Consider the following 12,321-nt stretch of genomic DNA (forward strand, 5'->3'; position numbering starts at 1 on the left):
TATGCCGTATAATAGTAAAATTTATGTGGCGGGTCATCGCGGAATGGTTGGTTCAGCCATTCTGCGTGAACTTAAGAAGCGTGGTTATACTAATTTCGTCACTCGTGATAGGGCTGAACTTGATCTGTGTGATCAAGCTTCAGTTAGGGATTTTTTCGAGGTTGAGCAACCTGATCAAGTTTATCTAGCTGCGGCAAAAGTGGGGGGGATATTCGCGAATAACACTTACCCCGCCGAATTTATTTATCAAAATATCATGATTCAATCCAACATTATTCATGAGGCTTGGCGTAGCGGTGTACAGAAACTTCTCTTTCTAGGGTCGAGTTGTATTTATCCTCGTTTGGCTCAACAGCCGATGACGGAAGATTCGCTCCTCACTGGCAAACTTGAAGAAACTAATGAAGCCTATGCAATCGCGAAGATTGCCGGCATCAAGTTTTGTGAGTCCTATAATCGTCAATATGGTGTTGATTATAGAAGCGTCATGCCGACGAATTTATATGGCCCAGGGGACAATTACCACTCTGAAAATAGCCATGTCATACCTGCGCTCATACGAAAATTTCATGAGGCCAAGGTCGCCGGCTCACCAGCAGTTGTGATTTGGGGTAGCGGTACGCCAAAACGTGAGTTTTTGTTTGTGGATGACATGGCGGCAGCAAGTGTCCATGTTATGGAGGCTGCGCCGGAACTCTATGCCAGTGTTACAAGTCAGACCCTTTCTCATATCAATGTGGGGTGTGGCACGGACATGACCATCCTTGCGTTGGCCCAGTTTGTAGCCAAGGTTATTGGGTACAATGGGTTAATTGAGCTTGATAGTAGCAAGCCCGATGGTACACCTCGTAAGCTTATGGATATTTCGCGAATTACGGGGATGGGCTGGCAACCTTCCGTTGGGCTTGAGCAGGGCTTGTCCATTGCTTATACCGACTTTCTAGAAAGAGAGAAGGTAAAAGTTGACTGAAGCAATAGTTACGGTCGCAGTGCCCTCTTATAATCAGGGGGAATATCTGGACGCCGCACTGTCTTCAATTTTCTCTCAGAACTTGCCCATTGAGGTGTTCGTCGCGGATGGTGGCTCGACAGATAACTCTGTCGAGGTCATCAAGTCGTGGGAAGGAAGGCTGGCAGGGTGGAGGAGTTCGGCAGATGATGGCCAAGCTGCTGCTATCAACGAATGTATTAGCAAGGGTTCTGCTCCATTTGTATGCTGGATTAATAGCGATGACTACTTTCTAGAGGGCGGGCTGGCCAAGTTGGTTAATGAGCTGCTCGCGAATGAAAGTGCTCCCGCTACGTACGGCCGTGCCTGGAATATTCGCGAGAAAGATAACAAGAAAACCGCCATTTGGGTCGAAGAGTTCAGTGAGAAAAGGTTGGCAGTTCGTTGTATTGTTTCGCAACCTGCTACTTTAATACGACGACAGGCTTGGGATGCAGTGGGAGGGCTTGATGCTTCTTGCCACATGGCCATGGACTATGATTTGTGGTGGAAGTTGTACCGATTCGGAGGCCCATTGCGTTTCTTCAATGAGTTTGTTGCCGTCAATAGGGATCATGGTGAAACTAAAACTAACACGCGAAGATCAGCTCACTATGCTGAGGCGATGGCGGTTGTTCGTAAGTACCATGGTAAGCTTCCGCTCAAGTGGTGGCTGCTTCAGCCTTACGCAGTATGGTTTAAAGCTCTTCTCAATAAAATAGAAAGTAGAAAATGAAAGTTCTTCATGTCTTTAAAACGTATTTTCCTGATACTTTTGGTGGCATAGAGCAGTGCATCTATCAGCTTTGCAAGGGAGGAGAGGCTCACGGTGTTGAAAGCCAGGTGCTCTGTGTCTCGACTCAGCGCTCTGGATCGCTTTTCTGCGATGGGCATCAAGTTCATTATGCGAAGTCAAACTTCACGCTTCTATCAACCCCGTTTTCTTTTTCTGTTATCCTTAGTTTGCGTGAGCTAGCAGATCAGGTAGATATTGTACATTATCATTTTCCATGGCCTTTCATGGATGTTGCTCACTTTCTTGTTCGGCATGATAAGCCGGTCGTCGTTTCTTATCATTCGGATATCGTTAAGCAACGTTGGACGCTTGAGTTGTATCGTCCTTTGATGAACAAATTCCTGTCTTCAGCATCTGCAATAGTTGCCTCGTCGCCTAACTACTTAAGAAGTAGCCCTGTTTTACAAAAACATAAAGATAAGGTTTCGGTTATTCCGATTGGTTTGGATAAAAGTAGCTTTCCGATACCTGCGCCAGAAAGGATGGCACATTGGCGATCGTGCCTTCCTCCTCGGTTTTTTCTTTTTGTCGGTGTGTTGAGATATTATAAAGGTTTACATACCTTGCTAGACGCTGCAAATATTTGTGGCTACCCGATCGTCATCGCCGGTTCGGGGCCAGAGGAAGATAATCTGAAGGAGCAAGTCGCTGAATTTGGTCTGACTAATGTAATGTTTGTCGGGCGAATCAGTGATGAGGATAAGGTAGCGCTTCTTACACTTTGTACTGCGACTGTGTTTCCATCTCATCTTAGGTCTGAAGCATTCGGGATTTCATTGGTAGAGTCTGCGATGTATTCCAAGCCTATGATTTGCTGTGAGATTGGTACGGGAACGACGTATATAAATGTCGATCAGCTAACCGGGCTTGTTATACCACCCGAAGACCCTGCTAGCTTGGCTGTTGCCATGCGTAAAATGTGGGACGATTCGGATACTTGCAGCGCGATGGGGCAGGCCGCCTTTATACGATACAAAGAGTTATTCACATCAGAGAGCATGGCTAAGTGTTATGCGGAGCTATACCGAAATTTATTACCAAGGGGATAATGGGGCGGTATTTATTTTAGAGAAATATAGTGTTTTCGGATTTTTACAAGATAGGCGATCCATTGTATATAAATTCAAAACAGTCTGCTAAAGCTTGATGCAGTGCTCCCGATGTGTTTCTGGAGCCAGCCCCTTATGATATGTCCCGACGCAAAATTCGAAAAAATCTACTGTAACCGCTCCACGAAACCCGCCGACTTCAAGATGGGTAGCGCTTAGCTAGGTAATATCGGGAGCAGTTCCAGGGCAACAGGGCTTCGTAATCTTCAACTGAAGTCACCAGACGTTCCAGTGCGTGGCGCAGCCACGCATAGGGCTCTTGGCCGTTGGCTTTAGCCGTCTCCACCAAGCTATAAAAGTTGAGCACTGGCCGTCGCGCCCTTGAGCGCTTGCCACAAGCCTCGAGCGTAGAAGACTTTGAGGCCTTGCTGCCGTGGAACTGCACGCCGCAAATGCCAAGATAGCCATAGATCCTCACCTTTAACATGTGGGCTTCATGGAGCGCTTACGAACAACCGACCAAATGCAGCGGTTTGAATTTTTTCATGCATGAAATGATACGTAACACTGGATTGTTCTGCCTGAGGATAAGCATCAACCCGCGTAAAACCTTCAGTCAAGGCCAGCGCCCTTCGTAATACACAGGAACGAATCCACGGATCAAAAAAAGCGTAAGTCGAGCGATAGAGTGTTTTTAAGCTTATTTCAGCTATTGCAATATTGAAATTTAAGGACGGCAGATAACTTGCGAGAATGACATCACCGTCATCAATACCGGGTGCCATGTAGAAGCATGTAGCGGAAGTGCGACCCCTCATGAGCTGTGACCACAACGCGCAATCTGCACCACGTACTTCCGGCAGATAACCGGGATGTATGTGAATGAACTTGAGCGAGGTAATTTTAAGCAAACTTTTCGGGACGATGCCTCCGCCGGTGAACAAAATCTGTGTCTCTGGCAGCGCGGCAAGCCGACTGTGCAACGCCTTGTCCGCCAGATTATCAATCATCAGCGTTTCGACGTTAGATGAATACTCTCCCAGATCGCCCAAAGCCAAGGCGTCATCAATCACCTCCTTCGAAAAAACCAAACTGTTTTCAACGGTGCTTCTTATCTGTTGATACAAGGCCGTTTCGGTTTTTTGAAGAGCGGCAGCCCAATGATGAATACTGCTTTTTTGCTTGGATTGTGCATATGCCAACTTCATCACGCCTGGCAGGAAGCGCCCGACGGGTTTCTTGGTCGACAGGTCATTCCTAGACACTATGTGAATGATTCTTTCAGGCCTTAGCCCCATGCTTTTCATGGTGGCCAGGTAGGCGCGCGCGATGGGGCCTTCCCAGAACAGCACGGTAAGAGGGAGGGAAGTGTTTGCGGCGATGTCCACGGCTGTCACAAGCTCCTCGGTGGGCCGGCTTTGCACAGGCTGGAGCGTTTCAAGAAACTGCGCGGCTTCCATGTTGATCATGGTTACCAATTCCTGCGCCAGCATGACCTTTTCGGCGCTCAGGCAATCCAGGAGCTTGAGGGTCGCATTGAGCCTCTTGATGGCTCTGGTGCTAACCCCGCTTGCCGACAAACGCCTGAAGTCCTTGAACAGCAACAGTAGCGCAAGTGGCAGCAGTTCATTCGGCAACCTTTTGCTGGAGGCGCGAGTGCCGTCCTCAAGATAGCCTTCGTAGACGCAGCAAGAGATCTCGACTCGCTTGGACAAGAACTCCACCGCGTGGAAATCCTCCTCAACCCAGCCGTGCTGCCCTGCACAAGCCATCAGTCTTGAGGCTGTATCGAAGTAATACTCTTGTTTAACCGGGGTAGCTGATACTGGCAGGTAGTTATCTATATATCGTTCGATCATAATAGGAATCACCCGACCTTCGCGATTTTTTGATGCGCCACTTGCAGAATGTTGGCGACCGTCCAATACAGAACCATTCCAGAAGGGAAAGAGTAAAACAACAGAAAGAACCCTAGTCCCATCAAACCGGTCGTCAAGCTTTGGCGAAGAGACGATGTCTCATCTGAAGCGGGAGCGGGGTTCAACTTGATGCTCAGCAATGTCGTCAGCGACATCAGCACCGGCAGCAAGTTGAAGTAAGCACCGAATAATGGCAAGTCGGCACCGAGTGAGAACAGCTGATCCGGCTCGGCCAGGGTCCTAATCCAGAGGAAAGAAGCGTCCCGCAACTCAAACGTCTGACCCAGCAGGTGGTACAGCGATACGAAAATAGGTATCTGGATCAACACGATCAATAGCGGTTTTAATCCTGCTAGTGGGCTTACTTTATGGCTTTCATAAAGTTGCAGTATTCGCTCGCTTTGCTCGCCACCTTTGTAATTCTTGCGAATCTCTTGCAGCTCCGGCTGAATTCGCGCCTGGATGGCAGCGTACTTTTTTTGTGCTGAGATTGCATTTTTGGCAATTGGATACACAGCAAGACGCACAAGGACTGCCAGCAGAATTATCGCGATGCCCCAACTACCCACCAACTGGTGAATGAAGTGCAGCACGTGCATGATTGCAAGGCTCAGTCCACGCATCCAGTCCCATAGCCCGGAGAACAACAGGCCGCCCAGATCAGGTTGCTGGGCTGTGAGTGCCTCGTAGGCCTTACCGCCGCCGAACACATCCCACCTGTAAGTTTGCGCTTGCCCAGCGCTGGGCTCTGTAATGGGCAGAAGGATATTCACAGAGGTTTTGAACGCCGCGTGCTCCGCTTCGCCTTTGGGCTCTGCTGATGTGCTCGCCTGCCAGACGGAACGCTTGGTCAGGTCATTGGTAGGTGCCAGGATCAGTGCTAGGTAACGGCTCTGCAACCCGCCCCATCCCCATCCCTCTCCGTCCTGCGACGCGTATCCGTTGGGCATGTCTTCATTATTGAGGCGAAGTGTTTTCACACCATCGGGGGTATGAAAAGCTAGCTCCGTGAACGAGTAGATACTCTGGCCCATTCCAAGGCCGACGGTAGGTGTTTCACCGATGCCGGGGCCTACCATCAACTCTAGATGATCCGCCGGGGTAAGCTTCAGGTCTTTGAAGTCCAAGTCCAGCGTGAAGTCAGCACGCCAGGGATGATCCAGCAAATGCCAGGTCTTCTTGATGCTAAACGGCAGCTCGGTGCTCTCGAGGCCGATGACCACAGCATCGGCTCGTTGCTCCAGCACTTTCCACCCGTCGGTCTGCTGTTCCCATTCATTCAGGTTCTTGCCGGCCAAAACTCCGCGCAGCAAAAACAGCTGGCCCTCTGGCGCTGCCATATCCTGGTTATGCCCTAGGGATGCGTACAACTGAGGCAGTGACCAATGCCGAACAGTGCCCGATGATAAGTTAAACTCCAAGTGCAAGCTTGAATTGGCAAGTGTGACGGGGGACTGGTCAGTGGCTCCTGCCATACTAATAAACAGCAGAAATAACCAGCCGAACAATTTGCACTGATAGAGCTTATTTAACTTGGGCATGAGAGTGACTTTCGGCAGCGTTCGGCAGAAGCTAAACTGGAAATAGTATACGGGCTAATCTTTGAGCGAATATATAGGTTAGCCTATCGCACGACTTCCAGTGCAGGGGGTTGAAAACTTGAATTCCGACAGACTTATTTCTTGTCAGATTCAGCCCGTTCTTTTTTTATGACGTCTTTACGCAACCCCATCATGCGTAACAAACGATGCCAATAGAGCTTCAATACCATGGCGATGGCTGCCAACGCACCGAGGATGCCTTGTAGCATGGCGCTGCCGGTACCTGGATCAAGGTAGGCGAACGCGTTGATAGGCAACAGCACCAGGCACAGCAAGGCAAACAGTGAAAGTTTAGATTTTTTCATGACAACATAATCCATCATTTATTAATTAAAGAGACCAAATAGATCGCGGCTGTATCGCCGCTTCGGCCTGAGTTGTAAATCCAGCGCTGACGTGCTGCATGCAGCGTTGTCTGCCACTTTTTCGAGTCCGTTGCCATTGCTCGCGCAATGTCGCCTAACTTCGCTAACTTGTCTGTTGGAACCACAATCCCAACATGCTCGCGTATTTGCACTTCAATCGGTTCAAGATCGATTGCGGAGTATTCAGGGTTGAGTACTTTGCGGGGAACATCTGCGAAAATGACCGGACGTTCAAGCCCGAATGCAAATTCCAGTGCTGCGCCAGACCAGTCGCTGAGCATGATATCCGAATCGAGCAGTGAGATGGTGCTATCGCTGTCTTCGTCCAGACGAAAGCGCGGTTCTTCCCGATAATATGCGGCGATCTCATCGAGTTTTCCAGGCGCCAATTTGCGGGTGCGCGGATGCGGCCGCAGGACGACACGCAGGCCTGCGTCAATGAGTGGTTTGATTGCATCAAGCCCATGCAGCTCAATCAAGCCATTCTCCCCCCAGGTGGGTGCCACCAGAACCTGGATGAAGTCATCTTCTCGTGCGGGCGCCCCCTGACAGCTGTTTTCCATGATTGTGTCCAACCGGCCATAACCATGTTCTACCAATATTTTGGCGGGCAAACCGTGGGCCTCTTCGCGCGCTCTGGTTTCCGCGACATGGTGAGGGCCCGCGCACAGGATGGAGTCAAAATGATCGAACGCCGCCGCGCGGTAGATCATATGGGTGCTGACGATCGAGTGGTGCAGGTAGACATAGTGAACGGAAAAGGGCGAACGCTTGATGTGAAAGCTCTGCAGGTCCGGCATGGTCATCAACAGTACATCGACGTCCAAAGTCGCGAAGAACAGCGTGCGTACACTGCCTTCGCCGATGTAGAACGAGCGCATGCCAGCAGGCGGGTTCTCCAGCAGGGGGTCGTTCTCGGCCGATGTCAGGTACAACACGGGTGTTGCGTGATCAACTTGCAGTGCATTGAAGATCGGCTCGAAATACGACCAGTAACCCCGACCTTCCGAATAGAACACCATTTTGCGCTCGGCGCGAGGCACGTGTTTGAACGCTTGTAAGCCCTTCCACTCCCTGAGCATCTTGCGTAATCCTGCAAACATACTCAGTCCTTAAGCCGTATGAAAGTGTCCAACTGCCCGCTTCGAAGCATCTCGTGATACTGGTTTAGATCATCCACTGTATCGACTTCAAGCCAGCCATTATCAGTGAATGCAGCCTGGGCGGTCCATCCGGCATCTATGAGGTGCTGCAAAAACGTAGTCATGTACATATTGTCGAAGTCTTTGCCATCTCGCAGTACCGTGCGGTCCATATTTTGCCAACAATCGCGAAATGCCTTCACCTGATCTGCCCGAACTTTGATCAGTCCCATGTATTGGCCCTGGACTTCACTGTAGTCCTTTGGCTTTTTCCCCAGTTCGGTAATGCAATTGTCGCTGTCGAGCTTTAGTGTTTCTGCATCAGACAGCGGGTCATCCATACGGATGTCCCAGAACCTGCGCCATTGCCGGTCAATAGCGATCGCCAGCGGAGCATCGATGGCCAACAAGCTATCAAGGACGGACTGCTCGTAGATTATGTCGCCATAGGCAATCAGCAGGTCCTCGCCCTCGACCATCCACTCCTGCGCGCAAAAAAGCGTGGAAACCATATTGGTTTCGGCAAAACGAGGATTGTGAAGCACTTCAACGCCTTGACCTTCAAGGCAATCGGCGCGATATCCACCTACCAGCGCAATATCAGTCAGGCCTGCGGCGCGCATCACGTCGAGCTGGCGGTGTAGCAGTGGCCGGCCTTGCAGTTCCACCAAGCACTTGGGTCGATCGTCCGTGAATGGCCGCAAGCGAGTGCCTTGTCCCGCTGCCAGAATAATTACGCGCATGGCGTGTCCTTACCGAAAAAGAGCTGACGAATGAGCTTTACGTCATGAGTGGTGTTGCTGGAAGGCCGCTCGGGATGCCACATGATGGCCGTCCAAGGTAATTGGTTATGAACGAACGCCTCGATTGATCCGTCGTCGGCCCAGACTTGAGCAAGCAAATTTTCTGCCAGGTTATCAGGGTTGATCCCCCAACTATGAAAACTGTTGACCTGCCTATATGCGCTGAACTGTCCGGACTGGGCAGAACTATGAACGCCATGCAGACAATTTACGTGACCGATCAATGGCGTGAGGCCGCCGCCCAGAAAATGGTTGAGGGCCTGCATGCCGCGACAAACGCCTAGCACCGGCAGGTTCAGCTCTTGTGCCTTAGTCAGCAGCGCCGCTTCTGTAAAATCGCGTTCTGGCGAAAAATTGACGGCGTTGGGCAAGTGGGCAAGGTCATTGCCGCCGCTCAATATCAAGCCTTCAACTTCTTGGCGCACTAACCAGTCGCCAGGGCAGCGTAGTCCGTTAGGAGCAGGTACCAGATCGATTCCCAGCCCTTCCATGAGTAATGACCAGCGTTGGTCAAGACAGTCCCGGCGCTCATCATAAGCAGCGACTTGTTCGACCCGCTGTGTGATAGCAATACGCATCAACGAATCACCCGAATCATTCGATTGCTGGCATTCAATTCCAGAACGTGAGCCGCGGCGAGCGTTCGGTAGTGGGTTTCACCAACACCCAGCGCTGCCGGTAAGCCAAACTCAGCCGCGCGGATTGCCATATGTGAGTTGGCTCCGCCGTACATGGTAATCAATCCCGCTATCTGCCGGCCAAACAGCCAGTCATATCCTGGATCAGCCTGTGGAATCAGCGCGATTTTCCCAACGAGGTTCTGTTCACCCTTGCTTTGGCTCAAGTCGACGCAGGCGCCACGCACTAGTCCTGTTCCGACAAAGTTAGGCTGCGTGGCGGGGTAGAGGAAGACATTGAAGTCTTCTGTCTTACACAGTAGCGGGGGCAGTTCGATGACCTGAATCTGCTCGTGTGTCCTTTTGCCCTGTTTCGCTTCGGCGAGCAGTTTTTTGCCTATATCTTCTGCGCTCAGCGCATCGTTTCGCAGCGTCAGTAATGTCTGGATGTCAACATAGGACAAATCTTCCCGCGCCACGCCCAGAGGCTCGGCCCAATCCACCAGTACGTCCAGTGCGAGGGAAAGATTGCGGGTGAAGGCAAACTTGGCGTATTCACGCCCTTCAATGGCCTGTCTTAAAAACAGCTCCAGTTCCTCGCTACTGCAAACAATACCCTGCTCGGCCAGCGCACCGGCAAAGCGCTCACGAGCCTGGCGCCATAGCTCCCCGCCGGCCAACAATGATGACGGCCGCAACTGCGCGCTTTCGACGATCGGCGTCAGGTAGCGTTCGGGATCCGCGCGATAGCTCAATGAGTTGATGTCATAAGTGCCGGGGCGCAGGTGTCCGTATTTATGGACAAAGGCCTCCCACGTCATGTCTCCAGTGGCACATTCATGGGCATCGTGTGTAAGCATGTGGCTGACTGTTCGAATGGAGCTCAAGAAGTCTTCCATCTCAGCTTCGGTCAGCACGCCCGTACTGACGGCCGAACGCAGCAGGGTTACCGCCACGAAGGCGCTTCGCGCCAAGTGTGCAAACGGCAGTGCTCCGTAGCGTCGGCAATCGTGCAGAAGGGTCCATACTTTTTCCAAGGGGGGCATTGAAGCATCGCTAAGTTGCTCAAAACGCTGCTCCAACTCTTCGATCACTGCATGGTCACGACTGTTGCGCACTATCGCGCTAGCACTGATTTCACGTAGCGCGATACGTAACTGCTCAACTTCCTGTGTAGAGAAGCCACCTTCAATGGTCAACCGCTCACTCCAGCGTTCAAAGTCGAGAGCGAAGCACGTGGGGACGACATCGAACTCTACCTTGTCATGCAAGTGCGGATTGCGCTCCAGCCACGACAGGTAAAAATCGACCAAACGACCGGCCAAGGCTTCATCGATCGTCTTGGGTACGAACGAGTTGAAGCTGGCGCGAATATCGACATACGGATGACCGGCAAAGCTAATCAGCAGCGGCTGAGGACGTACGTCCCGATAACCATATTCGGCGCGCTGGGTCGCCCATGTTTCATCCATGATCAGATGACGATAGAGGCTGATGGATAGCGGCGTCGGTTTGGTGCCTATGATTTCGGCCGGGTTCCAGTCAGGCATGATCCCGAAGAGTGCGCGGTGACCTGCGATAAAGGGAGCGGGCTGCTGCAGACTTTTGAAGAGTTCACGAGCACTGTCCAGGCGCGCCATGATGCCCTCATCATTGCCGTCCCACTTGGAGTGATCGACTGCAATTGGGCGTACCTGAAGAATGTGTAAGCCCGCATCAGTCGTGATTGCAAATTCAACATCCAGCGAGTCATAACCCAACAACGACTCGATCTCTCGCAGGGCGGGTAACAGGCTATGCAAACGATCCGGAATGTTCGGGCTTTGAGAGCTCGCATCACGGCGGATCATCAGCGTCTTATGATCGTGACTGGCTCCGCTAGTGATCGATTCGGTGCTGCCGCTGACATCGTCGTAATTGACTATGTAGTACGGAGCGCCGCTGCTCAGGCTTCGGGTAAAAACGACACCGCTCGCAAGCACCTTCTCCAGCATTGGTTGCACCAGCACCTGATTGTCAGGATTGGTATCGCTGTAAGACGCAATAACGTACTCAATCGCTTCTCGCAGGTTCGACGCGTTGCTGCCATCGATATTCAGCAGGCTGGTGTAGGCGCCCGCATTGGAATTGATAAAGCCATCCTCCGACAGCGCACTGCTACGGATGACAAGGTGTTGTTTGGGAAAGCTTTGTTGAATGGTGTCGATCAGCGAGTCCGGGATTTCTTGCCACTGGGCAACCGTAAAACTTACCTGGTCTTCGATTCGGCTCAACCTGACCATACGGCGTAGACGCCGGAGGGTCTGGGCCTTGGTCCCCAAAACAAAATGCGCAAGATCCTGGGGCTCGTTGAGTTCGGCCCAATCGCCTTGTACGTCCACGGCCTGAACGCTCATGCCTTGGCAGCGCAACGCCTCGACCAAGTCGGAAAGGTGGCCCTTCTGGAAACGTTGTTGCAGATCAACCCTGAATTCCTGCAAGTACTGCATCGCACGCGGACCAAAATGGACGCAACCAACGAACTCGGCCGATGCCAGGCTCGAGGGGATGTCCGGCCCCAGCCGCGTGATTGACTCGCCATACAGGCAAACCTTTTCACAGCGTTGCAAATCTAAGCGGGTGCGGCCGGTGTAACGGGTGCGCCATAGGCTGTCTACCGCAACGCTGATGTCTGCCTGCGATTCAACCATGGCGTCGACGAGGCTGCGACGAAACAATATATCGGAGTAAGAGACGAGGCTCCGATTCTTGTTGGCCAGGTCAACCTGCAGAAATGAATAGGCCGATTGGGTGACCTGCCAGTCGGCATTGATGTAGTAGTTGAAATCGGGATAGCGCCGCTTGACCGAGTCGATCTTGTAGCCGCCGACGAAGTGCACGTCCGGCATCTTCGAGGTGGTGGCATGAAGCAACCAGTCGATGACTCGTGTATGACCCGAGGCACTGCGTAGCGCGGCGTGTTCATCACCGTGGAAGGGCTTGCCTGCCCCGAGAAAAATTACTGCTGACTGCATGACTACCTTCTTGCTATGCATGAAACG

Annotated in this window: 10 protein-coding genes and 1 pseudogene; 3 read left to right on the forward strand and 8 right to left on the reverse strand. The window is 51.8% G+C overall.

Translation table 11 applies throughout. The features are described 5' to 3' along the window. Position 1 precedes the first annotated feature (1 nt). Genes fcl through AC3IUE_RS09215 form a run of 3 tightly spaced genes read left to right on the forward strand, consistent with a single transcriptional unit; the run spans position 2 to position 2,833 of the window. Positions 2-970, forward strand: a complete 969-nt coding sequence (gene fcl, locus AC3IUE_RS09205) for a GDP-L-fucose synthase (RefSeq protein ID WP_489266870.1) — start codon at positions 2-4, stop codon at positions 968-970. After that, positions 963-1,724: a glycosyltransferase family 2 protein gene (locus AC3IUE_RS09210; RefSeq protein ID WP_489266872.1), complete on the forward strand. Its 762-nt coding sequence runs from the start codon at positions 963-965 to the stop codon at positions 1,722-1,724. The genes fcl and AC3IUE_RS09210 overlap by 8 nt, the downstream gene beginning before the upstream one ends. Then, on the forward strand, positions 1,721-2,833 hold the full coding sequence (locus AC3IUE_RS09215; protein ID WP_489266874.1) for a glycosyltransferase family 4 protein: 1,113 nt from the start codon (positions 1,721-1,723) through the stop codon (positions 2,831-2,833). The genes AC3IUE_RS09210 and AC3IUE_RS09215 overlap by 4 nt, the downstream gene beginning before the upstream one ends. A 199-nt stretch (positions 2,834-3,032) precedes the next feature. Here the strand turns inward: AC3IUE_RS09215 and AC3IUE_RS09220 are convergent. The 8 genes and pseudogenes from AC3IUE_RS09220 to AC3IUE_RS09255 form a co-directional block, all read right to left on the reverse strand. After that, positions 3,033-3,216, reverse strand: a pseudogene (locus tag AC3IUE_RS09220) (transposase domain-containing protein); the annotation flags it as partial. Between the two features lie 111 nt (positions 3,217-3,327). Next, positions 3,328-4,692: a formyltransferase family protein gene (locus tag AC3IUE_RS09225; protein WP_489266875.1), complete on the reverse strand. Its 1,365-nt coding sequence runs from the start codon at positions 4,690-4,692 to the stop codon at positions 3,328-3,330. A gap of 8 nt (positions 4,693-4,700) precedes the next feature. Further along, on the reverse strand, positions 4,701-6,293 hold the full coding sequence (locus tag AC3IUE_RS09230) for a YidC/Oxa1 family membrane protein insertase (protein WP_489266877.1): 1,593 nt from the start codon (positions 6,291-6,293) through the stop codon (positions 4,701-4,703). Between the two features lie 134 nt (positions 6,294-6,427). Beyond that, entirely contained in the window at positions 6,428-6,658 is a 231-nt protein-coding gene (locus AC3IUE_RS09235) for a hypothetical protein (protein WP_489266878.1), read from the reverse strand. A 14-nt stretch (positions 6,659-6,672) separates the two neighbouring features. Then, the gene (locus AC3IUE_RS09240; RefSeq protein WP_489266880.1) at positions 6,673-7,821 is read right to left on the reverse strand and encodes a CDP-glycerol glycerophosphotransferase family protein; all 1,149 of its coding nucleotides are present in this window, start codon (positions 7,819-7,821) and stop codon (positions 6,673-6,675) included. 2 nt (positions 7,822-7,823) lie between these two features. Next, positions 7,824-8,603: a phosphocholine cytidylyltransferase family protein gene (locus AC3IUE_RS09245; RefSeq protein WP_489266882.1), complete on the reverse strand. Its 780-nt coding sequence runs from the start codon at positions 8,601-8,603 to the stop codon at positions 7,824-7,826. Continuing rightward, positions 8,594-9,241, reverse strand: coding sequence for a gamma-glutamyl-gamma-aminobutyrate hydrolase family protein (locus AC3IUE_RS09250; protein WP_489266884.1), 648 nt, complete (start codon positions 9,239-9,241; stop codon positions 8,594-8,596). The genes AC3IUE_RS09245 and AC3IUE_RS09250 overlap by 10 nt, the downstream gene beginning before the upstream one ends. Next, the gene (locus AC3IUE_RS09255; protein WP_489266886.1) at positions 9,241-12,294 is read right to left on the reverse strand and encodes a PEP/pyruvate-binding domain-containing protein; all 3,054 of its coding nucleotides are present in this window, start codon (positions 12,292-12,294) and stop codon (positions 9,241-9,243) included. The genes AC3IUE_RS09250 and AC3IUE_RS09255 overlap by 1 nt, the downstream gene beginning before the upstream one ends. Between the last annotated feature and the right edge of the window lie 27 nt (positions 12,295-12,321).

Source organism: Pseudomonas sp. GL_093 (assembly GCF_057837605.1).